The following is a 26,111-nucleotide window of genomic DNA, read 5'->3' as shown; positions in this document are numbered from 1 at the left end:
AGTTCCCATTGATCGTCGGTTAAGCAATGCCGCCCCACCATGATTACCTCCTCCCTTTCGTTCGAACTAACTTACCTCTCATTCGTACGAAATAACGGGCAACATGGTTTTCAGACAGAGCCTAGTACGATCCGGTGCAGGTATTGCATTGTTGCCACTGAGTATCATTCAGCATGAAATTAAAAGCGGAGCTTTGAAAAGAGTCTTGCATCAATGGTCAGGCCAGCCTCGCGAGATTTTCCTGATCTGGCCATATCAGCGAACGTTGTCAGTTCGAGCCAAATGCTTTCAAGAAGAGCTCCTGGCGTTTCTTGATGAGCAGACTTGGTTTGTCCCCGAGAACTAAGATGGCCGTTGGTCGAGAGTTTGGGTTTTGTGACACAATTTGGTTTCATTTCGAGTTGACCAATTTCGCAAGCGGAACAAGCACTGGTTCGTTGTCGTCTGAGTATCGAGGGCGATCAACGCGAGCTCAATCGTAAAGGACCAAGATGCAAGAAAAGCGTTCCGCCTTTTGTTTGGCCCCCCTTTAGTTTGGCCAAGTCAAGTACAGGCCTTCAAACTAGCCAAAAGTGTTCGAGGTTGAACCGAAGTCGCAATACCAGTCTCCGTCGTGATGCCCGTTGCTGCGATGCAAGGCAATTTGTGTCGCTAGATCAATTGAGCGCTCAACCAAGCCAGAACAGAGACCATGGACATTGATCCGCGTAAGACAGCAGTTCAAATTGACTGCACCCAAAGGCGATTCGGTTTCCGGACGGCACCAGAGAATTTGACCATAAGGAAAGGGAGGAAACGGAGATCCCTGCACGGCTTGATTCATTCAACGCTCAGGCTTGGTGAGATCCAAGCATCAACAACGAAGCCGGAACAAAAACTCTGTTATCTCTGTTCTCTCCTGTTCAAACGACCGCGCAATCTTGAGCACCCTGTACAGGACCCTCGCCGACAAAGACCAGGGGAATTTGAACAGGAGGAAAGGGAGGAAACGGAGACCCATGCACGGCTTGATGCATTCAAAGCTCAGGCTTGGTGAGATTCAAGCTTCAACAACGAAGCCGGAACAAAAACTCTGTTATCTCTGTTCTCTCCTGTTCAAACGACCGCGCAATCTCGACCACCTCGTCCACGAACGCGCGTCGACGAAGACCGGGGGGAATTTGAACAGGAGGAAAGGGAGGAAACGGAGATCCCATGCACGGCTTGATGCATTCAACGCTCAGGCTTGGTGAGATTCAAGCTTCAACAACGAAGCCGGAACAAAAACTCTGTTATCTCTGTTCTCTCCTGTTCAAACGACCGCGCAATCTCAAGCACCCCGTCCACGAACCCGCGCCGACGAAGACCAAGGGAATTTGAACAGGAGGAAAGGGAGGAAACGGAGACCCATGCACGGCTTGATGCATTCAAAGCTCAGGCTTGGTCGATCCAAACTTCAATAACAATGCCGGAACAAAAACTCTGGTACCTCTGCTATCTCCTGTTCAAACGACCACGCAATCTCGAGCACCCCGCCACGAACCCGCGCCGACAAAGACCGCACGGAAATTTGAACACGAGTGAAGGGAAGACCTGCGTGGGACTTGATAACTTGGCCTCAGGCTTGGTTGGCTCCCGGCAGCATTAGCCTCGAGATGCCATCGGTAAGTTTGAGGACGTTAAAGTTGATGATCAGCCCGATCGGAATGTCTAGTAATTTCATGTAGCTCAGAAGCTGTGCTTTATGGATGGGCTGGACCGATTCAGATGCTTTCACCTCGACAAATAGGCATCGTTCAATGAGTATGTCAAACCGGAGCGGGTACTCACGCTGAAATCCCTTCCATTGAACGATCACTTGTTGTTGATTGTCTGCTTTGTGTCCGCGGATTTCAAGTTCTTTGGTTAGACACCATTCATAGATCGATTCGAGTAATCCGGGGCCCTTGTCCTTGTGCACTTCAATCGCAGCGCCAATCACATCGTGAGTGAGTCCGGAGGCCTTTTCAAATAGTGAGTGCATTTTTGCGCTCCAAACAGATAAAACGAAGTGTGAATCGAAATTCAGTTATCTACGCTTCTTTCTGATAAAGCAAGTTTCTGAACCTGAGTGGCCCCTTGCAGCAACCCGCGGAGGATTTTGAACAGGCGGAAACGGACGAAACGGAGAGCCCATGCACGGCGTGATGTATTCAAAGCTCAGGCTTAGTGGATCTAAGCTTCAGAAACATAGCTGGAATCGAAACTCTGTTACCTCCTGTTCAAACGACCGCGCAATCTTGAACACCCCGCACAGGACCCCTCGCCTAGAAGACCGAGCGGGAATTTGAACAGGAGTGAAGTAGGCCGGGGCTAGTGGGCGGTGCTGGGGGATTTTGTTGTTCATCCCGCTTTGGGGACGTGTAGCCACGTTAACGACGGGTGAGGCAAAAGGACGTGTAGCCACGTCCACTACGGGGAAGAGGATTCGAGGTGCTTGCTGGGATTGCGTACAATAATCGCAAAGGTCAATTTGTATCCGCCTGCGCTGAATCGCTGGTGACGTTGGTCGATCGTTAAGTATGAAAATCGCTGCATCGGTAGTTAACGCACGCCGTCGCTTGACCCTAGCTCGATGTGCATCGAGTAAAATTCAGTCACATGAATTCGGGTGCGATTGATGATGGAGATCGAGCGTTGGTAAAAAATATCGTGGTTTGCTGCGACGGAACGGGGAACCAATTCGACAGCGATCAAACCAATGTGCTCCGGCTGCACTACTCGCTTGTCATTGATGCGCAGCGGCAGGTCGCCTTCTATCAGCCTGGGGTTGGTACTTTCAGTCCAAGTATGGCGTTGACCCGTCCCGGCCGAGCATTCAGCAAAGTGATGGGACTCGCATTCGGAGCCGGCTATCGTAAGACGATCGAAGACGCTTACTGGTATATCGCACAGCACTATCAGCCTGGGGACCGAATCTGTTTGTTCGGATTTAGTCGCGGCGCCTACGCGGCTCGTGTTGTGGCCGCACTGTTGCACAGCGTGGGAATCCTGCAGCCGGGAAACCGGCAACTCGTACAATACGCGATGGCAGAGATCGAGTTGCGGAGAGGACGCCGTTTGGACTTTGCCCATCTTGGCCGCTTCCGAAAACAATTTTCACAGCGATTCGAGGAAAAACCGTTCCTATTCTTAGGACTCTGGGACACAGTGTCTTCCGTGTCGTGGGCATACGATTATTTGTCGTACGCGTTTACCGCCAGCAATCCGAGCGTTGATGTCATCAGACATGCAGTTTCGATCGACGAGCATCGAGCATTCTTCACGCAAAATCTATTCAAACGTCGGAAGCATCAAGACTTTAAAGAAGTTTGGTTTGCGGGGGTGCATAGCGATGTCGGTGGCGGGTACCCCAAAGACGAAAGTGGTTTGGCGAAGACGGCCTTGGAATGGATGCTGGTGCAAGCACGTGATGTTGGCGGCGTCTTGCTCGACGATTCACGAGTGGAACGTGTGCTCGCCGAAGGCAGTAGCCCTGATCACGCGGGGCCGATTCATCGTTCGCTAACTTGGAAATGGTGGTGTGCAGAATTCTTTCCGAAGCAGACCTACCCGTCGCCTATTCCGCTTCCCCACCTGTTTCGGCGGAGGAAACCAACAAGCCGATCGGCCAGAGAATCCGATTCAGGGACGTGTCGGATCCATCAGTCAGCAGTGCGGCGATACAATGACACGCTCTTGCAATACAAGCCTTCCAATTGGCCAGATGAGTTCGAGATCGAACCCGAGTCCCGATACGCATTGAAGTCGTGATCAATATGCCTAAACAGACAAGACGTGTCGTCCGAATCGTTCCTCGCCAACCCGGCCGTCTCGAACGGCATTTGAATTTACTTCCCGAGTTTCGCTTTTGCGATCAGCTTCTCGAGTTCTAAGACGTGGTTGTACGGTGCGCGTTTACGGCGATATTTATTCGAAACAATTTCGTAGAGTGTTTCGAGATCCTCGAGCGAAATGACCGGATGTAAGGTCCACTCCGTCTCCGATTTTAAACGGGACCGAAGCTTCCATTGCCCCCCGTGTTGCGTTGCGGTGACCATGCGAGTCTCGCCCTCGTCGGTGGTCTCACGCCATTCGTGTTTCTTCATAATCGATTTAGCCGGAAGGTCTGCGTAGTGTAGTAGGGCCGGTTCTTACCGGCCGCCGCCAAGCACGGCTGGCGGAACCGGATATCCACCGGTTGCATTTCATTTGAAACCAACTGGACCGGTGGTCTGGTCATCGCGGCTGGTGGGAGCCGATTCTGATGGGCTGCGGTTGGGGATGTTGTTGGTGTCTTCGCTTCGGGGACGTGTAGCCACGTCCGCTACGAGTGTGGTGAAAGGACGTGTAGCTACGTCCACTACGAGTGTGGTGAAAGGACGTGTAGCCACGTCCACTACGAGTGTGGTGAAAGGACGTGTAGCCACGTCCGCTACGAGTGTGGTGAAAGGACGTGTAGCCACGTCCACTACGGGGAAGGGGGACCGTCGTGGATGCGATGTTTGCGAACGACAATTATAACGGCTAGTGCGTATCGGCTAGCGCTGCATCACTGCGGGTGCGGTAGAGGAATGCGTCGGAGGTGAGCAGCGAAACAAGCAGCTCGTTCATGCTGCCTCCGCTCTGCTTGTACGCGCGGTGAGCCGCTTGCAGAACGGGGGCGTCGTTGAGCGTTTCGTTGCGGCCCATCCAGAAGCGGAATGCGTGACGAACGAAGACCTGCTCGGCTCGCTCGCTCTCAGCGATTCGCTCGATCAACTCGATCGCATTGCCGACTTCGCCATCCAAACTCGGATCGCCCGAATCGATGATCTCGCCTGTTGTATCCACCGGTTCTTCGAGTTCCAGCTCGCGATACAGCCCCGCGTGATTGTACATCTCAAACGGCAATCCCAACGGATCCATTTTTTTGTGACATGTCCAACAGTAGTCTTCGCGGGTGACCCGCATCCGCTCACGTAACGTGCTCTTGGGCTCATCCGGCAGCATCGCGTCCACGGTGATTGGGACATCGGGAATGCCGCCGCCGAGCAGTCGCTCTTGGATCCAGCGGCCGCGGCGGATGGCGTGATTGTCCATTGCATCAGAGTGCGAAACAAGCCAAGCGGGATGCGTCAGGATGCCTAGCCGCTCGCCTTCGGGGGCGGTGGCCAGCGTGCGTTCCGGTTCCATCGATCCTCTGCCAAAACTACGTCGACCGACGCGAGCATAGATCGTTGGCCCCGAAAGGTCCGCTTGCTCAACGCCGTGATGGACGTACGTTCGTCGGGTCGGTTTCTTTGCCGGTGGTTTTTTGCCGGGGTTGGCTTGTTTCCAGGCTTCGAGTTCCGCCGCGGCTTGTTTTGCTACCTCCGCCGCAGCTTTTCGCTCCGCAGCAATCGACGCGGCTCGCTCTTCCTTGCTGCGCTGTCGGCCAAAGTAGATGTTGTCGCGTTCGGAAGCGACAACCTTGTCGGTGGTCAGCAATTGCTTCAGCACATCTTTGTCTTCCTGCAGAATCATTTCGATCAAACGATCGGTGCTGGCCGTTGCATCAAACATGGCGCGGTAATGGTTCACGCCTCGGCTGTCCGCACCGGTATCGGCAAGCGCTTTTGTATCTTTGCAAATGTACCCACCTTGGTCGTAATCAAAGTAGTCGCGAAAGAATTGCAGGATCCTTGGTTTACGGATGCTGTCGTCTGCCAGCATCCGCCGCACTTCACGCTCGACGTCGGCTCGGGTACGCATGCGTCCACCGACAATCGCGTCACGCAGTGCTTCATCGGGTTGGATGTACCGCAGCGCGTGATTGACGGCCAATCCCAATTCCCAGTCTTGCAGCATAACGCGGCCATACGCGTCCGGTTTGCCATACGCAGCCAACTCGGGCCGAAATAGCGCATCGCGATCAAGGAAGATGGACGACAGCCCCAGTACGGCGCCGTCTTTCTTGCCAAGCTTATCGATCGATTGATTGACGATTTGCACGTAAGCGTCGGACTCGGTTTTGCTCGGCGGGCGGAACGTCAATGCCTCGAATAGGAAGTCGACCGCCGCACGTACTCGCTCGTCCGTCACACCTTCTTCGTTCATCAGGTCATAGACCGGCGTCAGCGGGCGAACGACCTTGGTGCTATAGACAAGGCTTGTTGGCAAACCACGCAGATCGCCCTTCATTTTGTCGGCGATCGATTTAGGGTCGTCGGTGATCTGGTAAGGATGGGCAATGCTTAGTGGGCCGTCCATCATGTAGCGAATGATGTCGCCAGCCATCCCCATGATCTGTGTCGCTTCGGCACTGTTGACGGTGTAGAAGTCGGGGTAGTTTTCCAGCCCATGATCGCGCGCCGACGACAGAACAGCGGGGACACTCTTGACCGCCGTGGCATAGGCAACCGTCCCGCCTTGCCAAAAGATGATACGATCGGTTCCAAAGTAAAGCTTCAGTTCGCCGCCGTGGTTGGTCGGAACGGCGTCGCCGCGTGTCCGCAGACCCGGTTTTTTAGGATCGAATTCGGGCTCGGTATTGATCAGTTCATTCAGCCGAGTGATGTGTTCCTCGGGGGTCACTCGCCAGATACGGGCGGGCGAGGAGGTCGGTCGCAGTTCGATTCCATCAGGCAGTTGTCCGAATAGCAGTTCGTGATCGACGAAGTTGCCTTTGTTGGGATCGCGGTGAGCATGAAAACCACCCTTGTCTCGCAAAACCCGCGAGAGTTCGTTGACGACCCAGTCCGAGAACTGCAGTCGCTCGATCACCTCGGGCTGCGTCATGTCCGGCGGCGGCATCTCGTTCAAGGCGACCTGGGCCCAAACGCTCGTCCAAGTGCTGGCGTTGATCTCATCCACCTCGCCCAAATCCTCGAGCGATAACCCGCCTTCGGGATCGTATTCGCCGTGGCAGTCGACGCAGTGGTTGACGAGAAACGACTTGGCAAAGCTGTCAAAGTCTTTGTTGATCGGCTGGCCAGGCGTGTAGGTTTCCGCGTGGACTGCGGGGGCCAGGCTGAACAGCAATAGGATCAAGGTGAGACAAAGTCGGATCGACTTCCCGTTTGTCCTTTCTGCCATGACAGGCTGGAAGCCTATCCCACATTTTTGGCAAATCGAAAATCGGAGCATCATCATGCCAGCACTTCCTTCAGCGGACCGTTGCTGTCGTCAAACTTCTTGGCCATCTTGTCGTCCATGTTAAAGCGATCGACGTTCTGACCCGCGGCTCGCAGCAGCGACGTGTAGAGTGCGTTGATCGGACGTTTGCCATCCAGCTGTGTAAAGCAACCCGATTTGAACGCGCCGTCCAGGTTACCCAACAGCATGACAGGCCAATTGGCACCGTTGGTGTGCTGTTTATCCGCATTATTGCTGGTGTAAACAATCAGCGTGTTGTCCATCATCGTGCCGCTGCCTTCGGGCACGCTTTCTAATTTCTCCATGATCCGTACCAGCATGCGGCTGTTGTACTGGCGAATCTTGATCCAAATTGGATTGTCGGGCTGTTCCATGTGCCCCAGGTTGTGTCCCTGTTGATCGATGCCTAATCCCTTCCATGCACCAAAGATCTCGCCGCGACCCGAACCGATCGTCAGCGTATTGGTGATGCCTGAGGTCAGCGCCGAGATGCCCAGGTCCAGCAAGCGGTCGTGCCAATCGGTTTCGAACTCCGGCGCCGCATATCGCTCGTCAACCTTCGGAGCAAATTTTCGCAAGTGGTCCGCAACCGTGTCCAAACGATCTCGCAATCCGTTGACATCCCTGAATCCCTGGACGTATTGGCCGTAACGTCGGCCATCCTCCGCAGGAAGCGATTGTCCCTTGGCGGCGGCCAGCATTTCGACTTGGCTCAGCACACTGGACCGAGCTTCGTGTTGCAGCCGGATGTCGCCCGAGGAGATTCCACCGTACAGCATTTGGTAGAGGTGATTCGGATTCGAATGCATAAAGATTGGCGAACCGGCGCCGCTGGCCGACAGCGTTGCAATCGTCGGCTTGGATTTCATGTTCTCGATCGAGTCCATGCCGATACACAAGTGAGGCAGAAGCGTTTGTGGCAACGCCTTGCTCAATTCGTAATCGATCGTCGATGCACTTGGCGGTACCCCGTCGCTGCCACGATAGCCGCCGAGCGCGCCAAAGAAAGCACTATGCGAGGGACTGGTGTGCAGACCGTGCAGACCGTTGATGATGTGCAGCCGTTCTTTGTAGGGTTCCAGTGCGCTGATGGGCTCGGGAAGCTTGGCGTTCGCCAGCGATCCGCTGTGTTTCATCCCAGCGGGAATACAGGTCTTCGGATCGAAGCCCTGGTTCTGCATAAAGAAGACGATGCGTTTCGGCGTCGTGGTTGTGGTGGACGATGCCAAAAGACGTTCCGGCGTCAGTGAGACGCCAAATGCGGCCCCCGTGCTGGCGGCCAATCCTTGGAGCATTTTTCGACGGCTGAGCATGATGGATCTTTCCACGTGATAAAGGAACGATGGTTTTCCGGGGGGCGTCAATCGAGGATCGTGAAATCCGTCCCAACGTTGCTTCGCAAATCGATGCAGCCTGCGACAAGACAGATTTGCAATGCAAAGAAGCAGCGAAGATGCAGCTAGAGAAAATCGAGATCGGCAATTCCGGAAGCGGGAAGGTGGTCGTTGGAGGGAAATGGGGGGCGACCGCCGCGTCATGCAGCGATTTGTATTTTAACCTGCACCGCGATCATCGCAACGTTTGCGAAATGGCAATCGTTGTCGAAGCAAGCGTCAATGATGCGTTGTGGGCCACTCGCGGCCTTTGTTTCTACGGTAAGGCTTTCCATGTTTTATACCGGTTTTCGGCACAATTTGTCGGTTTTTTCCAGGAAAAATCCGGTTGTGCGCAGATTGTCATCCGGACGCATGGGCATGCACAAATCGATCGATCTGGGATCTTCCCAGGATCGTTTTTTCGGACACCACGCCGATCATGACCTATGTTTCAACGGGGAAGTGTCTGGCAACCCCACGGCTACCCGTACGCGACCACGGAAACGCCATAACGATTTTTCTGCATTCGAAAATAAAACACACCATGAACGACTCTAACCTGCAATCGGCTCAGGAAGCGTTTGCTTCGGCGATGCTTCCCATCTCACTACTCGTGATCGTGATGGTGGTGGGGCTGTTTCTGGTGGTGGGCTATTCGATGAAGTTTGCCCTCTCGGTCTCGGGCGCAGGCAGTGTTGGTTTTTGGAAGTCCATCGGGATCGTGATCGCCGCGACGCTGGCCGGTTCGTTTGTCTCGGCTGCAATCATGTTCGCGATGCCAGGCGAGCCCGTCGCCGGATTGATCGCTGGCGTCGCATCGATTGGCACCTACGTGCTGGTCATCTCTGCGATCACGCATTGCAGTATTGGGCGAGGAATCGCGGCCTATTTTCTCAATGGGATTTTCAGTGGGATTGGTATGATCGCATTGATCATGATTCTGTTGCTGGGGGTGACGATCATCCGTTCAACAAATGACTTTGCTGATATCGATTTCGCACAATTCAAAAACGAATTTGCGAACTCGCGATCCGATGTCGCTGGGGAGGCCTTTTCAGAAGACTCCAGCGGAATCGATAGCGACTGGGATGGTTTCGAGGTCCAGCAAGTCAGTGGCCAGGGGATCGGCTACGGCTATGAATCCAGTGGGGGCGATGACGACATGGGATTGAACCCGCCGCAACAGTTACCAAGTGTTGTGCCCGCGAGCGATTCATCACACGGTTTGTTCGACCAATTTTTCACCGACAAAAAATCGAGCCCCTACCCACAGCCTGCTTCGAAACAATGTAGAAGCGGTTGTTCGAGTCAACGTCCCACGCCTCCAAAAGCTTCCAACCCCGTATCAAGCGGTGTCCAAGCCAATCCCTTTGCCAATTAGTGGTTTGATGCCGATGGCAACATGGATCGCCGTCCGCTAAAACCTGATTTCAGTGTCATCGCCTCGGTTAATCTCAGCCTCGGAGGCTTTGAAGAACTCGAGCAACGCAACAAAGGCAACGACATGATGTCCGGCAATCGTCAAGATCCGATTTTATCGGTGGACGCTACGAATATGGCCAGTCAGCTGCAAGGGATCCGGCAGCGGCTTGACCAATATGGCACGTTCCAGATGCCAGTCTTGGAGACCGGACTCTACCCGGCGGCAAGCGTCGCGGGCAGCGAGCGTGAATACACCAACTACCAGCTGGTATGGGTGCGTGACAATATTCACATCGCGCATCAGATGTTGGTGATTGGCAACGACGCAGCCGCCGCCAGAACGGTCGAGGCGCTGTGCCGCTTCTTTGCAAAGTACCGCCATCGCTTGCAGCCTTCGTCTGACAACCAACTTGAAATCGACCGTCCGCATGTTCGCTTTGATGGGAAAACCCTCTCGGAACTTGATTCAGACACTCCATCGGGTGCGGGCTGGAACCACAAGCAGAACGATGCCCTCGGGTACTACGTTTGGTTGTTTGCCAAGCTTGTCGCTAGCGGAAAGCTAAGACCCACGTCGGGACAACTTGAAATACTTGCCCTGCTGATCCACTTTTTCTCGCGTATCGAGTACTGGCAGGATGAAGACAGCGGCCACTGGGAAGAATGGCCCAAGATCGAGGCTTCCAGCATCGGGGTGGTGGTTGCTGCGCTACAAGCAGTCCAGGAAATCTGTGAGATTCCTGGAGTGCAAGAAACGCTGCGCAACCACGGCATTGATCACCGCTTCTTAGAGAAACTTATTCGACCAGGCACCGCAGCACTTCACGAAATCCTGCCCAATGAGTGTATTCAAGGCAATGGCAAACAGCGGGATGTGGACTCGGCGCTGCTGTTTCTGATCTATCCGCTGGAGATCGTCGAGGGTGACATGGCCGATCAGATCCTGTCGCGGGTGACCTCGCAGTTGCAAGGAGCGATTGGCATCGCTCGCTACAAGCAGGACAGTTTTTGGTCGCCGGGATACAAGCAACAGTTTGACGAAAAAGATCGCACCGATGCCGTGTCCGCCGATGATAAACGCAGCCATCTACAGGTGCGGCGAGGAACCGAGGCACAGTGGTGCATCTTCGATCCGATCATTTCATGCATTTACGCCCAGCGATTCCAAGCGTCCGGCGATCCAGAGGACTTAGCGCTGCAGCTGCGTTATCTGAATCGCTCGCTACAGCAGCTGACTTCGCTCGATAGTCCCTTCGGCGCGTACAAATGTCCCGAAGCGTACTACATCGAGGACTTGGACACGGGCGACTGGGTAGCAAACGACTCGACGCCACTGCTGTGGAGTCAAGCCAATCTGCGTCTCGCACTCCACTTCGCCGAGATCACCGCAAAACAATTGCCATCACCGTAGTGGACGAGGCAACGAGTCCCGCATCACCGTAGTGGACGAGGCAACGAGTCCCGCATCATCGTAGTGGACGAGGCAACGAGTCTCCGCGACTCAAACCACGACGGGACTCGTTGCCTTGTCCACTACAGGGAAGCAAATATGCTGTTAGCGGCTGCCCTTCAAATGTGCCGCCAACTCGGGGACCTTGGCTTGGATTTCGGCGACGGCCAAGTCGCACATCCGGGTCGCGCCGAGTGCATTGAAATGAGTGTTGTCCGAGTTGCCCTCGGGAAAGCGACTGTATTCGCCTGGAACCGTCCAGATGAACAGTTGCTCCGATCTCGCTTTGCCAAGCCGTTTGAGTAGTTCACGCGATCGAAGCGTCATGTCCAACAGCGGCACGTCGATCTCGTTGGCGAGCTTGCGAACCGCTTCGGGATACTCGCCGTGGGTAGGTTGCAGTACCCCTTTGTCGTCGAAAACTCGTCGCACGACGGGCGTCGCCAGAATGGGAATCGCGCCGAGTTCACTCGCTTCTTTCGCATAACGCCGTAGATTTTCGGTGTAGCTGCCGAACGGATCGGTGTGGCGAGCTTGATCGGATTTTTCGTCGTTGTGTCCGAACTGAATGATCACATAGTCGCCCGGCTGAATCCGCTGCAGCACCCCATCCCAGCGTCCTTCGCTACGAAAACTCTTTGAACTGCGTCCATTCGTGGCGTGGTTATCGATCGTGACATTGGGATTGAAATAGAGCGGCAGCAATTGTCCCCAGCCTCGCTCGGGATTTTCGGGGATCAGCGGTTTGTCGGCCATCGTCGAGTCGCCGATCATGAAAATCGTAAATGCATCCGCCGCCGTCGCGGCGGACGGCAAATGGGCAACGCTGGCCAGCAAGGCGAGCATAGCAATCCAGCGAGTTAGCGAGTGGGTGTTTCGATGCATCATCATGAGGTTTCCTGGTCCTGTGTTACTCGTAGTCGACTCGGCGATTCTATCGTGTTTGTTTTGCGGCCAATCGAAAGCAGACGCCAGCAAGATTCTTGGCTGGCTGGGCTGAACGGATTGGCAGATGCTGATTCCTAGAGCTTTGCAAGTTTACAAGGTTTTGCATGCCCTCCCATGTCCCCTAGCCTCACATTTGCCAATTGCTATTGGGATTTGCGGTTGGCTTTGCTACATCACCCCTTCGGATTGTCGTCGCTGTTTTCGTTACTGCCCCATAAAACCGAACCCTTTATCGAGACCTATGAACGTCATTGCTCGCACGAGGGATCAGTCGCCATGAATCTCTTTTTCCTGATGTTGCGATCTTCGTGGAAAGCGAGTTTGGCGTCGATCGTCCTGGGGGGCGCTAGCGGATTGGCCACGTTGGGGCTGATCACGCTGATTCATCGGTCGTTTAGTACTCAAAACACTCCGTCCGCGGTTCTGCCCACGCTGTTCATTGCCGCTTGTGTTTCGGTCTTGGTGCTGCAAGTCCTCTCGAAGTGCATTCTGACGCGATTGTCTCAGTCCACCGCCGCGCGATTGCAGTTCGAATTGTGCAACCGGATCATGGCGGCACCCTTGCCTGATCTGGAACAAGTGGGGCCTCATCGTTTGCTCGGCATGTTGCAAGGCGATGTGGGAGCGATCACCGGGGCGCTTTCAAACTTTCCCTCGGTTTGTGCTAGTGCGATGGTGCTGATCAGCGGAATCGGCTATTTGGCGAGTCTTTCGTTTCCGCTTGCCATCTGCACCGTGTTGATGGGATCGCTGGCGATTGCAAGCTATCTAACGGGACTGCATTGGGCGAATTATCATCTGCGGCAAGCCCGCGAAGATCGCGACGAAGTCAGCAAGCAGCTGCAAGCGATGGTCTTTGGCATCAAAGAATTAAAAGCCAACAACCGCCGCTGTGTCGAATTTATCTACGACGTGTTGTTGCCAGCAGATACATCGATGCGAGAACGGTTGATCAAGGGGACTGATATCCTTGGCGGAGCACACACTTGGGGCCGGCTTTCGCTATTCATTGGGATCGGTTTGCTACTTTTCGTATGGCCTCGTCTGTGGACCGTGACGCCAGAAACGCTAATGGGCTATACGCTGACGATTTTATATTTGACCAGTCCATTGGACAGCATTCTCGGTTGGTTACCGGCGCTGAACCGTGCAGCGATTTCATTACAGAAGATCAACGCGCTGGGGTTGATGATTGACCCCGCACTTGCGCCCCCGGTTGCATCGACCGAGACGGGGTTTCGGTCGATCTCGCTGCAGTCGGTTTCCTATACCTATCATTCACCCAACGATGATGAAGAAGGGTTTCATCTAGGGCCGATTGACCTGCAGGTTTTGCCTGGGGAAGTCCTGTTCATTGTCGGTGGCAACGGCAGTGGTAAAACGACGCTCGCCAAAATTTTGACCGGACTGTATCCACCCCATTCCGGCGATATCCTGGTGGACAATCAAGTCATTGATGAATCCGCAATGGGCGACTACCGCCAACTCTTTTCCTCTGTCTTTGTCGAAGGCCACTTGTTTGATCGATTGATGGGGATCGATCCGAATCCAATGCTGCTGCGACATTGGACGCGGCTGTTGGGGATCGAAGACAAGGTGGATTTTGAAACCGGCATGTTGCAAACGAACAAGCTTTCTCGTGGCCAACACAAACGGCTGGCGATGTTGGTCGCATGTTTGGATCAGCGACCCGTGTTCGTGTTTGATGAGTGGGCGGCCGAACAGGATCCCACGTTCAAAGAGATCTTTTACCGCGAGATTGTTCCTGAATTGACCCGAAATGGCCGAGCCGTGGTGGCGATTACCCACGATGATCGCTACTTCTTTGCGGCCGATCGCGTCGTGAAGCTGGTCGATGGACAAGTCGACCGAGAACGAACCCAAAGGATCGCAGCGTGAGTCAACCCGCAAGAAAAAAATCGTTCTTACTTCGCCTCGTCGTCGGATTCTTGGTGACCGGATGTGTGCTGGTTGGGTTGGTCGCTTGGCGGTGGATAAGCGTAAGCGACCAGCTGCCTGAATTGCGAACGGTGAATGTCCAGCGACGCGACCTCGTGATTACGGTGGGCACGACGGGGACGATCGAACCGGAAGAAGTGGTGCAAGTGGGACCCGATGTCGCCGGGAAAATCGTGCAGTTTGGAACCGACGCCGGCAACCCCGAGAAATCGATCGGCGTGGGATCGCGGGTCAAAAAAGGCACCGTGCTGTTTGAACTCGATCCACAACAATACGAAATCGCATTACAGAAAGCCAAAGCGGCCTATCGTCTCGCCCAAGCGGACATCGCTCGCTTGCAGGCTCAACTCGAGCAGGCTCGCCGAACGCTCGAACGCGCGGATCGACTTCGAGACACGAATGCACAAAGCGACTATGACGAGATCGTGACGGCCAATGAAATGGCAGCGGCGCAGTTGGCGGTGGGCCAAGCCAAGCTTGATCAAGTTGCCGCCGAAGTGAACCATGCCCAAATCAGCTTGTCGAAAACGATCGTGCGCTCGCCGATTGATGGCGTGGTGATCGATCGACGAGCCAATCTTGGTCAGTACGTCAATATTGGTCATCCAGGCCTGTTTCTACTGGCCAAAGACCTCGACCAAATGAGGATCCGTGCGTCGGTCAGTGAAAGTGACATCGGCAAAGTTCGGTTGGGACAACCAGCGACCTTTTCCGTCGACGCCTATCGCGATCATGAGATGACAGGACGTGTCGAAGAGATTCTGCTCAACGCTCGCATGCATGGCAACTTTGTCACCTACGACGTGATCGTCGCGATTGATCCTCCCGATGTCGAACTGATGCCGCACATGACCGCGGATGTTGAATTTGAAATCATCCGGCGAAATCAAGCCTGGTTGGTACCCACCGGGGCGCTGCAGTGGTGGCCCGGTGCGGAACAAATGGAACAAGCCGTCGCCACAGATTCAATCGTGTCGAGCGAGGATCCAAATGGTCCAACCGAGGGCGAGTCTGCCTATGTGTGGGTGCCAAGCGAAAACGGAAAAGTGCGTCCTCTGCCTGTTCGAGTTGGTATCGATGACGGAGTGCAAACCGAGGTCGTCGGCGAAGGATTCGAAGAAGCGTTGCCGGTCGTGGTCGGTGAAGTGAAACGCACCACGCTAGCCCGAATCATTCCAACCGCAAAAACACTGCGTTAACGTTCCTCGTCGTGGATCTCGCTAGAGATCCCGTGGCAAAGACTCCTCATTCCTCGATTCCTCTCGAAGGGTCTTTGGCAAGATCCACGACTCGTAACAACCCTACCCGGAGCCGCACGCTTGATCGAGCTAGGCGATATTTGCAAGACGTACCAAGTCGGTGACGTTCCGTTGCCGGTGCTCAAAGGCATCACGCTTGATATAGAAGCGGGTGAGTACGTTGCGCTAATGGGCACGTCAGGGTCGGGCAAGACCACGCTGATGAATCTACTCGGCAGCTTGGATCGCACCACGGCGGGCATCTACAAGTTCGCCGATCTCGATGTATCCAGTCTGTCCGGTAGCGAGTTGGCGGTCTTTCGCAACCGTCACGTCGGCTTCGTTTTTCAAAACTTCAACCTATTGCCACGCACCTCGGCGCTGGACAATGTGCTGCTTCCGACGCTTTACGCGACCGATGATCGTACCCAGGCCGAACGAGTCGAATACGCCAAGAAATTGCTCAGCATCGTTGGTTTGGCCGGACGGATGGACCATGCGCCCAACCAATTATCGGGTGGTGAACGTCAACGGGTTGCCATTGCTCGAGCATTGATCAATCGTCCTCAACTGTTGCTGGCGGATGAACCGACTGGCAATCTGGATTCGAAAACCGAGCAAGAAATCCTCGAGCTGTTTCGCAAGCTGAATCTCGAGCACCGGATCACGTTGGTGGTCGTCACACATGATGCCGAGGTGGCGAAAAGTGCCGATCGCGTGGTCCACATGAAGGACGGCATCATTGCCAGCGATCAAGCCAACGCGTCGGCATATCCGCGAATCGATACGAAGCCGACGTCCACCTCCGAAGCGGTTTCGCTGGACAATCATGCCGCCGGACAAGTGCTCGCATCCACGATCAATGCAATAGGCGTGTCGCTTTCGTCGCTGCGCACCAATGCGCTGCGTACCGTGTTGACGATGTTAGGCGTGATCATCGGAGTCGCGTCGGTTGTCAACGTGATGGAACTGAGCAGCGGTTCGTCGCGGGCGATCAAAGATACCGTCGCTAGTATGGGGGCGAACATGTTAAACGTTTCGTCCACTTACACGCCTAGTTCAGGCCGCCGTCGTCGCTATGTGCCGCTGACCCCCGACGATGTCGCGCTGTTGCAAGAACAATGTCCCGCCGTTCGGTTGACGGCGCCGATTGTTCATGGGCAAGCTCAGTTGGTGTACGGCAACCGTCGTTGCCGGCCCACGTTTGTACTGGGCAGCTCGCCCGATTATCTTCGCGGCCGAAATTGGTCCGAGATGGATATGGGGCAACTCTTCAGCGACGACGCTGTTTTTGACGCCGAAAAAGTGTGTGTGATCGGTCAAACGGTCGCAAGCGATCTGTTTGATGATGAGTATCCGATTGGTAAAGAGATTCGTGCGAACGGTGTCTCGCTTCGCGTGGTTGGCGTGCTGCAGGCCAAAGGCGGCGATGTGATCGGTAACGATCAAGACGACATCATGCTAGCGCCCTGGACCACTTTCAAATACCGCATCAACAGTCGGTCCAATTCCATCAGTCGCATGGCCACGTTTGAAGATCAAATGCCAAAGATGCAATTTGCATCGGTCAAACGATCGACTCGCAACGAACATCTAAGCCAAATCTATGTCCAGGCCTTGACGCCCGAGCATGTTCCCGAGGCACGCGAGCAGATCCGCCAAGTCCTCTCTCGCCGCCATGACGTCGATCCCGACGTCTTTCAAATTCAAGACATCACCGAGGTCTCGAGGGTGACCAAGCAAGTCGTCTCGGGGTTGTCGGCACTTGGATTGATCATCGCAGGTGTTTCGCTATTGGTCGGAGGCGTCGGGATCATGAACATCATGCTCGTCTCGGTCACCGAACGAACGCGAGAGATTGGTCTGCGTATGGCGGTCGGAGCGAATCGCAATGCGATCTTGAGGCAATTTTTGATCGAAGCGACGGTGTTGTGTTTGATCGGCGGGCTGTTTGGGATCGCGCTTGGTCACGCCAGTTCCACGATCATTGGTTGGATGATGGGGTGGCCGAATGAGATGTCGTTTTGGGCTCCGATCGTCGCCGTGGGAGTCGCTGCCAGCGTGGGGATCGTGTTCGGTTATTATCCCGCTCGCAAAGCTTCGATGCTCGATCCAATCGACGCACTTCGTTATGAATAGGTCGTGACGAATCAATCGCAACGAAACGAATCGGTGCTGTCCTCGGCAAATCATGCTGCCCCCCCAAACGCTTCATCGGTTTCCATGACACAACCCCGCAGCGATAGCAACGTATCGCAAGCACCACCCGCGAGTGTCGCCGATCGACGTTTGACTTCGCCCATCACCGTGCGGTGGGCTCATCACCGCAGTGGATGGGGCCACGTTCAGGCCGCGGTGGCCGAGCAACTGCTTCATCCCGAGGGGGAATGTCTCTTTCTTGGCGAACTCGAAGATGCGATGTTTCAGATCGGTCCGTTTCGCAAGCCATGGATCGGAGTCGCTCACCAAACGTTTGAAGCACCGCCGCACATGGCTGCGGTGCATGGCGGACGCTCGGACCTTGAATTCCTGTTGAATTACCATCCTAATTTGAGTTTGAGTCTGCCGTATTGCCGAGGGATTTTCACGCTCTCGGAACACGTGGCCACTCAGCTTCGCGAACGCTTGACCGTCCCCATCGAAGTGCTTCGATTGCCGACGGAGTTGGCGGTACCGCAGTTTTCGTTTCAAGCGTACGAAGCCAACCGGCGAAAAGCGATTGTCCAGTTGGGGTGTTGGCTGAGACGGTTTTATCCAATCTATGAGTTGCCCGTTCGAGGTTTTCGCCGCATCTGGCTAACCGGTGGTGGCTTTGATCATCAGCGTGCGGTCGGTTGTGAAGGCATGCGAAAACGGCGGCTGGTGCGTGTGAAGTGTCCTCCGCGATTATCCAACGAAGCGTTCGACGAACTGCTTTGCAAAAACATCATGTTGGTCGGTTTGTGGCAGGCCAATGCGAACAATTCGATTGTCGAATGCATTGCCCGTGGTACCCCAGTGCTGACGAATCCGCTGCCCGCCGTTCGAGAGTATCTCGGGGACGACTACCCCTTTTACTTCGATGATTTGCGGGAAGCTGCGGACAAGTTGCGAAACAATGAACTGATCCGAGAAACCGCCGCATACCTGCAGCAGCGAAAAGAACATTTGTGGTCCACCGAGACGTTCATCCAGCGGCTGATTCAGTCGCCGATCTACACATCTTTGCCCGGACCAAAACCAAAACAACGAACTTCTAGGTAGTGGATCTTGCTAAAGATCCCGCGTCATGAGGACCTTTAGCAAGATCCACTCCCTCCCTCGCTTTGCATCCGCATTCCGGGGGGATGGATCTAAGCTCGATTCGCTCTGACCCACTGCGATGGAGATTCCAGACCGACTTTGGCTGAGAAACCTTGGAAATTCTCGACGCGGTGATGATCCAAACCGAGGGCCGTGAGTGTTGCATTCAACTCGTCGCCGCTTGCGATTAAACGATCAAAGTCGACGTAGATGATGTCCGCTCGATCAATGCCAACCGGGTTTTGGTACAGGTGGCGGATGTCGGCACATGATTGTTTGCGGAACCACTCGCCGGCAAGACTATTCGCTCGCTCGGTCGCGACACTCTTACGCCATTGACGCTCGAGCATCAGGATTCGTAAATCCGGGAAATGCGATTTCCAAACCAAAGCGGTTGCCGAATTACGAGGGTCCTTCCAACCCCAAGGCTGGTCGCGGTCTTCGGCACCCCAGAACCGTTGCTGGATCGCTGCGGCATCGATCGACCGCAGGATTGTGTCGAGATTGGCGGACATTCGTTCGTTGTGTTTGCGAAATTGTATGACTCCCTTTGGCGAATGGGGAAAGTCAATCGTGGAGGACAAGATTCGATTGTTCGCGTCTCGGAAACTTACCGATTCATGAAACTTGCGATCATTTATCGGACCCGCGTCCGCGCCTAGAAACACACCGCTGTGTCGGAGCATCTTTGCCAATAGACTGGTGCCCGATCCAGGACAACCACAAACGAGGATGGGGTGGTGCATCATATTAAATCGACCGCTGGGGTGCCATGCAGATGGTCGCGTCGGCGACAAAAGGTTGGTAGGCCACCATTTCGACTCGCTGTTGTGGATGCAATCGGTAGGTGATATTTCGCCACTCTGCTTGGCGTGCGAAAATTGCTTTGATCGTCCAGTAGACGTGAGCCACTTGGCAGATCGGAATCAACCAAAAGACTCGCAACGACGTTGCCAATCCCATCGGTGCCATTGGGGGCTCATCGCTGCGGCAGCGAATCGCGTGACGGACCGCACGCTCGGTGGATCGGAAGCCGGCGAACATGACAAGATTGGAAATCAGCATCGACAATCCCATCGACGATGCTGCAATGGCGTTTCCGCTCAACAAGGCGATTGCGAAGACGGTCATCGAACTTGCCAATAACGTCACCAACGCCACCGCGTGCACCACCGTGTTGAGGAACGTTTTCTCATAGATCCGAGACCATGTTAACATCCGCGTCACATATCGCCCGGCGAAGGCCTGCGTGCATTGATCTCGGTTTACCATGATCAATTGGGGGGCAAAGTAGACTTGTAGTCCGAGTCGATCAAATGCCGGTTTGATCGGTCCATCATCGACGACCGAGGTCGTCCATTTTTCGATCAGCCCGGATCGCTTCAAATCCGCAAGCCGCATCGCACACGTACCCGCCCATGGGTTGGCATTGATCGCCGTCGCTGCAATCGCCCCCGAATTCCAGATGCTGCGTAGCAGCGAACCGGTGTCGATGCCCCCCGTATCCGTGCTTTCAGGAGCGTACCACTGGTTTCCTGTCACGACGCCGATTTGGGGAATCACGAGTGGTCGCACTGCATCACGCAGCCAATTCGGGTAAGGAACGACGTCGGCGTCGACCAGCACCACCACTTCACCATCGCTGCGGATTTGCTGTGCCGCCTGCACTAAGGAACTGCATTTTAGACTGCAAGTCGACGAGGGCTCCTGCAACTCAAAGATTTTCAAGCGGTCGGCAGTGTCGTCGGTCGATTTGACCTCCTGTGCCACTTGCCAAGCTGGATCTTGGCGGCTGTCGATCACCACGATGATCTCAAAGTCATGGTAGGCTTGGCCGAGCAAACCTCGCAGATTCAACATTAGCCTTGGGTCACACCCCCGCAGCGACATCAGCACCGAAGCTTTGGGAGCGAAGCTGCAATCCGGTGTATCATCAGATGTCGCCAACCGTTTGCGAACGATTTGGGCTTCGAAGAACCAAGCCACGGCAAAGTGCACCAGCGACCAGACGACAAGCGTCGATCCGAGCAGTATCGCGAATTGGGTAAAGGAGATCATGCGTGCCAAAGAATGGTCAACGGAGTTTGTTCAATGTCATCGGCTGGGTAGCGGTACGGCGCAAGCCGTCCGGTTGCAGCGAGTAAGACGTTCAAATTCAACCGGGCGGCTTGCGCCGCACCGCTACATGAAAAACTCATTTCGTGCCGATGAAGGTATTTTTTTTGGGGGGAGGCTAGCCGCCCGGTGAGTGATTGTCGTGGATCGCTTTGCAATCCGACGCGTTTGATCGCAGAGCGATCAACGACAATCCGGCCATGTTGCCTAGCAGTCGCGCGAAACGGAACAGGTCCTTACCAAACTGCAACACCCCAAACCGGACCTTGTGGATTGCCGCTTCATCCATTCGCCAATCGGGCGTGCTGCCGGAGATCAGGTTTCGCCCACCTGCGAGTCGTTGGTTTTCGCGGGCTTCGGGGCCGCTGACATAGACCGACATGCGGCCGCCGGTGACGTGCGAGTAGCCATGTTTTTGGTGGATCACCGGCGCGGCTTTGCTGATATCCACCACGGGGATTTGTGACGTTTTGCTCTGCCAGACCATCCAGTTGTCTCAATTGCCTCGCCCGATCGCAAATGCGGGAATGTCTTGGTACAGATCGGCGGGGAACACGAAATAGTCTTTGCAGACGATCGAAGCACCGGTCCCATCGGACTCAATTTTTTTAAAACACTCGGCAATCCAATCGTCGTTGGCGTGATCGACATCGGCGGGCATTTCGTACTCTGTTCGCTGCCCGATCGCAAGCCAAGACTTCCACTCGGATTGGATCAACCGCTTGGTGGCTTGAACAAATCGATGGTCCAGAATGATGTCGGCGTTGACGAATGCTCTGGCGGCCCCTCGCCCCTCGGACGCGGCGATGCGAAAAACATCATCCAACAGCGGAGTGCCATGCTCGTTCGTTTTGCGGGTGTGATGACATTGGAATTTCAGGTGAATGTCGGCTGGAATGTCCGAATCCGAAAACAGAATAATCTCAACTTGCGGTTGCAACGCCTGCCAGCTTGCAATTGCGTTGCGTTGGTGCGTGTCCGCTTCACCTTCGAACGGTTTCAGTACCGTGAACAACGTCAGCAGCGGCGCAGCGACGGTGGTCTTGTTTGTTCGCGGTTCGGCAAGCACTGGATTGATCATTTAGGCCCACACCGATGTAATTTTTCGAGACGTGATGGTGGTTCGTTTGATCATGTTGACCATTCGCCGATTGAACCAATGTTGAAAACTTGGATCGGGTTTAGGAGGACGCCAATCCTGCCATGCGGTAGCGGCGAGTCCTTCGAAAAACACTTCACTGCGAGGATGATTCGATCCCGCTTGCCAAGGTTTGAACTCGGTCGTGAAGTGCACAATCGCGGGGTTGGTTTTCATTTCCAACCACTGTCGGCGATCGATTGGGGCATGGTCCGGTGATGGGTATTCGAACACATGGGCGCCTTGATTCCAGCGAGGCTCAAAACGTCCCCACTGGCCGTGACACAGTACGTTCAGCGCATATTGGTCCCAGCACCACACGTGATTGCGATTGTCACGCAAGATTTTCAGTAACTGCTCGGCCACATTTTCTGCTCGCCAACGCTCGACGCTCAATACCATCACTCCACTGTTGAAATACTCCGCGGCACCATCCAAACCTAATTGGCGATAGTTTGGAATCGGCCGCCGCGTCGCCATGTAGGGATTGGCAAGTCGGTAATTTGCACAGCCTTTTTTGGCATCGACAAAGGGACACGCGGCGTCGGCGGTGGCAAGGCAATAGTGCTGAGCGATCGGCAAATCCCAAAGCCTCGTTATGTCCTCTTTGATGAACAGGTCGCAATCCAAATAGATCGCTTTGGTGACATCGCTTGGCACCAATTCCGCAGTGAGTAACCGATAGTAGGCGGTGTGCGAAATGTGATGCGAAATCGAAAGATCAGAAATGGTATCCAGATCGGGTTTGATGGGATGGATTTCGATCGGTTCGCCAGCGAGCGTTTGCTCGAGCAGCGACCAGTTGTCGTCAACGATTTCGCCAGTCAGCAAGAACAGACGAATTTGGACTCCAGCGGCGAGATGACGACAGGCACTTTTTAAGGTCACCGCCAGCGGCATCACGTAGGCATCGTCCGCGGCGCATACCACATCGATCCGTTTCACCTTTGGTGATTCGGGCAATCGATTCTCGGTAAGCGATGCAGAGGACTGGTTCATCGTTTGCTAAGTTGCATTGGTGCCATTGGCTTTGGACTTGGAAACCCATTTCAGGATTTTTTCTCGCGTGCGAACCACTGGCCCCGCAATCGGATGATTGCGAATGGTGTCAAAAATTTCGTGGGCTTGCCCGAGTTCCAATTGCAATTGTTGGATGGTCGCACGGAGTAATTTGATTTCGCGTTGTGCATCCGCCAATTCGATCGACAACATGCCAGCGTCGTTCTGCGTGGCAGCGGCACGCTCGGGGAATATCGATTCGGCGCACAGCAGCGGCGTTGGGTTCGCCAGCGGTGGCAACAACGCCGCTGGGAACTGCAGCGGTTGCTGGTGCGTTGCCATGGCGTTTGCGTGTTCGCTCATTTTGTCAATCAACATCATCATCCGATCGGTGGCATCGGCATCATGTTGCAACGAGTCGGCCAGCACCGTGTGCTGATAATGCATTCGCTCGGCGGGCGGATCGCACAATTGCGTGATTGTGTGGTCGAGTTGTCCTTGGCACGTGATTCGCCAAGCCGCGTCGACATACAGCGGGCTGTTGGTGTAATCCAAGATTGCGGTGGGTTTGCCGACCAACATCGATTCAAGCTGAGCGGTCGACGGCGTGGTGATCACCGCATCGGAACGTTGTAGCGCAGTGATCAGATCTTCGCCCGTGGTATCCCGAAGCGAATTCTCGACTCCTATGATACGGTCCATTCCTCCCGTCAATCGCCAAATCAATTCGATCGGCCGGTTGCCCACCGCAGCGGTGGTGTCGGCCCAAGCTTTGACATCGATTAGTGATTGAGCGATCTGGTGACGTTGTGCTTCCGTGAAGCCTGGCCATTTGGCCGTCATGACCAACAGCCGCAGCTGTTGGTCTGGTCGAGATTCCCGCGGGGCCGTATCCGCTGGCGTGGCTTCGAGGCGAAGATGATCCAGCCGCGGAATGCCGACGACTTCCACTTTTTCGGTGTTGCCCCATGTGGACAGCGTTCGTGCTTGCGAGGCTCCGATACATGCCACCTTGTGACACAGAACGGGCCGCATTGTCCACGGGCAAGCTGGTTCGGTTTCACGGTTCTGCCAAGCGTTTCGCCACTCTAAGATGCCGTCGATCGCATACAACGTGGCCACGTTTCGGCGTTTCAGATCATGAATGGCACTACGGAACCGGTCAAAGTGTTCCGAAAAGAAAATGGCCAAGTCACCGGGCCGGGCCTCGTTTGTCACCACATCCGGCGGTGTGATGCGAATCGGCATTCGTTGCTGCAGCGGCCGCGCGTGATGCGCTACTTCCGATTCGGTTCCCACATAAAAGATTGTTCCCGTTGCCACCGCAGGGCCCGCCCGTGAGGTTTAGCGTCGCGTCTTGATCGAGATTCACTGCCAATCAAGTCGTTTTGATCCTGCAACTATCGCCTATCAAGCAAAACCAATCAAGTAGGACGCGATTGACTCGATCATCGCCGCAGCCAGGCTAGCAGGTCCGCATAGACCGAATCCTCGCTGAGTTGGCTCTCTCGGACTTGGCGAACTCGCTTCGTCAGCTTGCCTCGTAAATCGTGATCGTGGATCAAGCGAATCACCGCCTCGGCAAAGCCGTTTGCATCGTCAACGACGATCATGCTATCGATAGCGGCAGCGGACAAACCGTGCGTGTTGTGCGAATGGGTCACCAGCGGCTTGCCAAAACTGAGCGATTCGATCGACTTGATTTTGATCCCGCTGCCAAAGCGAACCGGATTGATCGCAAAATCGATATCGGCATAGAAATCTTCAAGATTGGGCAGAAAGCCACGAAGCCGCACCCCGGGGCGATCGGCAAACCGTTGGCGACGCAGACCCTGGTTCACCGATCCTGCAATCACCAATTCGGCGGCGGTGCGGCGGTGGATCTCCGGCCAACAATGTTGCAAGAACCAAGCGATTCCATCCACATTGGCAGCGTTGTCGGATCCAATGAACCCGATTCGAGGCGGCATGGATTCGCCATGTTGGTGCGAGTCGACCTGCGGTGCGTCGGCGGATAGCTCGGTTTGATGTCCGACGATAACAACGTCGCTGTGGGGGGCCATCGAGCGAATGGTTTCGGCTTCCTCGGTTTGAGCTGCGATGATCAAGTCAAACTTGGCCATCGCCGCCGATTCCTCTTCCTTCGAGATCGCGATCCAGTGGTCCTCGTCGTAAGTGGCAAATTGTTGTTGGCGAACATGAAGCAGGTCATGTGTATCGACCAGGGCTTGAAAACGTCGCCGGCCGACGGGAAAGTCATCGAGCAGATTGGCCCAGATCACATAGTTGCATAAGACAAAATCGGGCCGCAACGATTTCACCAGCGACTTGAATTGGGTGGGGGCCAATGGCCAACGATAGGTTTCCAGCGTTGCAGGGTTTCGTGCCGATGGATCCTGGGTCTCGACCGACGGATCTGGTTGGGAAAACGTTGCAAAGGCACGCCGTAGCGAGCGTGAGAATCGATCTCGAAGTCGTGTTCCCTGGGGATGGAACTTTACGACTGGCAGCTCAAGTTGGCGGCAGATCGCTTCGTCGGAATGAGTCATTTCGACCAAATAGAAAGCCGTCACTTGAAAGCCGTTTCGTCGCAGACATTGCACCAGCGACCAGCTTCGCTGATGCGCCCCGTTCTCACGCCGCCAAAACGGTTGGTCGGTAACAAAGAGGATTGTTTTCATCCGAGAATAATGGGGATTGCCTGAGGCCAGCGAAGCCAACGGGCCGTCGCATCAGGGCCGCATGGTTGCTGTAAAAAATGGAAGACGATACGCTGCTACGCAGGTAGGTTAGAGTCTTTCGATAGGTTCGTCGTGTTGGCGTTTGCCACGGTTCCCACGGTCAACCGGGGCAATCGCCTCAAAGGGTAGGTGCATCTTCAACGTAGCGGAAGTCGTCAAGACTTTCGTTCCATGGCGTATGCCCCCCGCCGAAACTCTTGACGGCTTGTTGATTTAATGAAGTTTCCTGCGGCAAGGGGTGTATGATGGACTTTCTAGTCCGTCAATGGCGCATTCGACGGACTAAGAAGTCCATCGTACGACTAAAACAACAAGCCGTTGACGAGTTCC

The 26,111-nt window shown here is 54.8% G+C and carries 20 protein-coding genes; 8 read left to right on the top strand and 12 right to left on the bottom strand.

The genetic code is table 11. The annotated features are described in order from the left end of the window. The first annotated feature begins 103 nt into the window (after positions 1 to 103). On the top strand, positions 104 to 346 hold the full coding sequence (locus tag ABEA92_RS31425) for a LysR substrate-binding domain-containing protein (protein ID WP_425572478.1): 243 nt from the start codon (positions 104 to 106) through the stop codon (positions 344 to 346). 1,251 nt (positions 347 to 1,597) lie between these two features. Here ABEA92_RS31425 and ABEA92_RS22700 read toward each other — a convergent pair. Further along, positions 1,598 to 2,002 carry a GxxExxY protein gene (locus ABEA92_RS22700; protein ID WP_345686494.1) on the bottom strand — a complete coding sequence of 135 codons (405 nt, stop codon included), beginning with the start codon at positions 2,000 to 2,002 and terminating at the stop codon, positions 1,598 to 1,600. A gap of 653 nt (positions 2,003 to 2,655) precedes the next feature. On the opposite strand from ABEA92_RS22700, the gene ABEA92_RS22695 reads away from it, so the two are divergent. Further along, positions 2,656 to 3,771: a DUF2235 domain-containing protein gene (locus tag ABEA92_RS22695; protein WP_345686492.1), complete on the top strand. Its 1,116-nt coding sequence runs from the start codon at positions 2,656 to 2,658 to the stop codon at positions 3,769 to 3,771. Between the two features lie 77 nt (positions 3,772 to 3,848). Here the strand turns inward: ABEA92_RS22695 and ABEA92_RS22690 are convergent, their stop codons facing one another. The 3 genes from ABEA92_RS22690 to ABEA92_RS22680 form a co-directional block, all read right to left on the bottom strand. Then, positions 3,849 to 4,106: a hypothetical protein gene (locus ABEA92_RS22690; RefSeq protein WP_339945532.1), complete on the bottom strand. Its 258-nt coding sequence runs from the start codon at positions 4,104 to 4,106 to the stop codon at positions 3,849 to 3,851. A 418-nt stretch (positions 4,107 to 4,524) separates the two neighbouring features. After that, a complete protein-coding gene (locus ABEA92_RS22685; RefSeq protein ID WP_345686490.1) occupies positions 4,525 to 7,053 on the bottom strand; it encodes a DUF1588 domain-containing protein in 2,529 nt (842 codons plus the stop codon). A gap of 53 nt (positions 7,054 to 7,106) precedes the next feature. Continuing rightward, complete coding sequence (locus ABEA92_RS22680) at positions 7,107 to 8,426, bottom strand: DUF1552 domain-containing protein (RefSeq protein ID WP_345686488.1); 1,320 nt, start codon at positions 8,424 to 8,426, stop codon at positions 7,107 to 7,109. 607 nt (positions 8,427 to 9,033) lie between these two features. Here ABEA92_RS22680 and ABEA92_RS22675 point away from each other — a divergent pair. Next, a complete protein-coding gene (locus ABEA92_RS22675; protein ID WP_345686486.1) occupies positions 9,034 to 9,870 on the top strand; it encodes a hypothetical protein in 837 nt (278 codons plus the stop codon). 21 nt (positions 9,871 to 9,891) lie between these two features. Beyond that, positions 9,892 to 11,322 carry a glycoside hydrolase family 15 protein gene (locus tag ABEA92_RS22670; RefSeq protein WP_345686484.1) on the top strand — a complete coding sequence of 477 codons (1,431 nt, stop codon included), beginning with the start codon at positions 9,892 to 9,894 and terminating at the stop codon, positions 11,320 to 11,322. A gap of 144 nt (positions 11,323 to 11,466) precedes the next feature. On the opposite strand, the gene ABEA92_RS22665 is transcribed toward ABEA92_RS22670, so the two are convergent. Then, positions 11,467 to 12,252, bottom strand: a complete 786-nt coding sequence (locus ABEA92_RS22665) for a rhamnogalacturonan acetylesterase (protein WP_345686482.1) — start codon at positions 12,250 to 12,252, stop codon at positions 11,467 to 11,469. 333 nt (positions 12,253 to 12,585) lie between these two features. Here ABEA92_RS22665 and ABEA92_RS22660 point away from each other — a divergent pair, with 333 nt between their 5' ends. From ABEA92_RS22660 to ABEA92_RS22645, 4 genes are all read left to right on the top strand, one after another. Further along, positions 12,586 to 14,208, top strand: coding sequence for a cyclic peptide export ABC transporter (locus ABEA92_RS22660; RefSeq protein WP_345686480.1), 1,623 nt, complete (start codon positions 12,586 to 12,588; stop codon positions 14,206 to 14,208). 50 nt (positions 14,209 to 14,258) lie between these two features. Then, the gene (locus tag ABEA92_RS22655) at positions 14,259 to 15,467 is read left to right on the top strand and encodes an efflux RND transporter periplasmic adaptor subunit (protein ID WP_425572481.1); all 1,209 of its coding nucleotides are present in this window, start codon (positions 14,259 to 14,261) and stop codon (positions 15,465 to 15,467) included. 120 nt (positions 15,468 to 15,587) lie between these two features. Then, positions 15,588 to 17,645: an ABC transporter permease gene (locus ABEA92_RS22650; RefSeq protein WP_345686476.1), complete on the top strand. Its 2,058-nt coding sequence runs from the start codon at positions 15,588 to 15,590 to the stop codon at positions 17,643 to 17,645. A gap of 84 nt (positions 17,646 to 17,729) precedes the next feature. Beyond that, complete coding sequence (locus ABEA92_RS22645) at positions 17,730 to 18,749, top strand: glycosyltransferase (RefSeq protein ID WP_345686474.1); 1,020 nt, start codon at positions 17,730 to 17,732, stop codon at positions 18,747 to 18,749. 89 nt (positions 18,750 to 18,838) lie between these two features. On the opposite strand, the gene ABEA92_RS22640 is transcribed toward ABEA92_RS22645, so the two are convergent. From ABEA92_RS22640 to ABEA92_RS22610, 7 genes are all read right to left on the bottom strand, one after another. Beyond that, positions 18,839 to 19,537 carry a sulfotransferase gene (locus ABEA92_RS22640; RefSeq protein ID WP_345686472.1) on the bottom strand — a complete coding sequence of 233 codons (699 nt, stop codon included), beginning with the start codon at positions 19,535 to 19,537 and terminating at the stop codon, positions 18,839 to 18,841. A 1-nt stretch (position 19,538) separates the two neighbouring features. Then, on the bottom strand, positions 19,539 to 20,846 hold the full coding sequence (locus ABEA92_RS22635) for a glycosyltransferase (protein ID WP_345686470.1): 1,308 nt from the start codon (positions 20,844 to 20,846) through the stop codon (positions 19,539 to 19,541). Between the two features lie 175 nt (positions 20,847 to 21,021). After that, the gene (locus ABEA92_RS22630) at positions 21,022 to 21,390 is read right to left on the bottom strand and encodes a hypothetical protein (RefSeq protein ID WP_345686468.1); all 369 of its coding nucleotides are present in this window, start codon (positions 21,388 to 21,390) and stop codon (positions 21,022 to 21,024) included. A 9-nt stretch (positions 21,391 to 21,399) separates the two neighbouring features. Continuing rightward, positions 21,400 to 21,984, bottom strand: coding sequence for a hypothetical protein (locus tag ABEA92_RS22625; protein ID WP_345686466.1), 585 nt, complete (start codon positions 21,982 to 21,984; stop codon positions 21,400 to 21,402). Next, positions 21,985 to 23,040, bottom strand: a complete 1,056-nt coding sequence (locus ABEA92_RS22620) for a glycosyltransferase family 8 protein (RefSeq protein ID WP_345686464.1) — start codon at positions 23,038 to 23,040, stop codon at positions 21,985 to 21,987. Positions 23,041 to 23,046: 6 nt separating this feature from the next. Further along, positions 23,047 to 24,363 (bottom strand): hypothetical protein, encoded by a 1,317-nt coding sequence (locus ABEA92_RS22615; protein ID WP_345686462.1) that lies wholly within the window; start codon positions 24,361 to 24,363, stop codon positions 23,047 to 23,049. Between the two features lie 125 nt (positions 24,364 to 24,488). Then, positions 24,489 to 25,721, bottom strand: a complete 1,233-nt coding sequence (locus ABEA92_RS22610) for a glycosyltransferase (protein ID WP_345686460.1) — start codon at positions 25,719 to 25,721, stop codon at positions 24,489 to 24,491. Positions 25,722 to 26,111 lie beyond the last annotated feature (390 nt).

Origin of the sequence: Novipirellula caenicola, assembly GCF_039545035.1 — a bacterium.
GTDB classification, from domain to species: Bacteria; Planctomycetota; Planctomycetia; order Pirellulales; family Pirellulaceae; genus Novipirellula; species Novipirellula caenicola.
This window is presented reverse-complemented; position numbering and strand designations above follow the sequence as displayed.

What these genes read in the sequence shown, in the direction of transcription:
- ABEA92_RS22610 (WP_345686460.1), bottom strand. Translation starts at nt 25,721, where the DNA reads ATGAAAACAATCCTCTTTGTTACCGACCAACCGTTTTGGCGGCGTGAG.
- ABEA92_RS22635 (WP_345686470.1), bottom strand. Translation starts at nt 20,846, where the DNA reads ATGATCTCCTTTACCCAATTCGCGATACTGCTCGGATCGACGCTTGTC.
- ABEA92_RS22680 (WP_345686488.1), bottom strand. Translation starts at nt 8,426, where the DNA reads ATGCTCAGCCGTCGAAAAATGCTCCAAGGATTGGCCGCCAGCACGGGG.
- ABEA92_RS22700 (WP_345686494.1), bottom strand. Translation starts at nt 2,002, where the DNA reads ATGCACTCACTATTTGAAAAGGCCTCCGGACTCACTCACGATGTGATT.
- ABEA92_RS22685 (WP_345686490.1), bottom strand. Translation starts at nt 7,053, where the DNA reads ATGGCAGAAAGGACAAACGGGAAGTCGATCCGACTTTGTCTCACCTTG.
- ABEA92_RS22640 (WP_345686472.1), bottom strand. Translation starts at nt 19,537, where the DNA reads ATGATGCACCACCCCATCCTCGTTTGTGGTTGTCCTGGATCGGGCACC.
- ABEA92_RS22620 (WP_345686464.1), bottom strand. Translation starts at nt 23,040, where the DNA reads ATGAACCAGTCCTCTGCATCGCTTACCGAGAATCGATTGCCCGAATCA.
- ABEA92_RS22690 (WP_339945532.1), bottom strand. Translation starts at nt 4,106, where the DNA reads ATGAAGAAACACGAATGGCGTGAGACCACCGACGAGGGCGAGACTCGC.
- ABEA92_RS22665 (WP_345686482.1), bottom strand. Translation starts at nt 12,252, where the DNA reads ATGATGATGCATCGAAACACCCACTCGCTAACTCGCTGGATTGCTATG.
- ABEA92_RS22670 (WP_345686484.1), top strand. Translation starts at nt 9,892, where the DNA reads ATGGATCGCCGTCCGCTAAAACCTGATTTCAGTGTCATCGCCTCGGTT.
- ABEA92_RS22645 (WP_345686474.1), top strand. Translation starts at nt 17,730, where the DNA reads ATGACACAACCCCGCAGCGATAGCAACGTATCGCAAGCACCACCCGCG.
- ABEA92_RS22675 (WP_345686486.1), top strand. Translation starts at nt 9,034, where the DNA reads ATGAACGACTCTAACCTGCAATCGGCTCAGGAAGCGTTTGCTTCGGCG.
- ABEA92_RS22660 (WP_345686480.1), top strand. Translation starts at nt 12,586, where the DNA reads ATGAATCTCTTTTTCCTGATGTTGCGATCTTCGTGGAAAGCGAGTTTG.
- ABEA92_RS22630 (WP_345686468.1), bottom strand. Translation starts at nt 21,390, where the DNA reads ATGGTCTGGCAGAGCAAAACGTCACAAATCCCCGTGGTGGATATCAGC.
- ABEA92_RS22625 (WP_345686466.1), bottom strand. Translation starts at nt 21,984, where the DNA reads ATGATCAATCCAGTGCTTGCCGAACCGCGAACAAACAAGACCACCGTC.
- ABEA92_RS31425 (WP_425572478.1), top strand. Translation starts at nt 104, where the DNA reads ATGGTTTTCAGACAGAGCCTAGTACGATCCGGTGCAGGTATTGCATTG.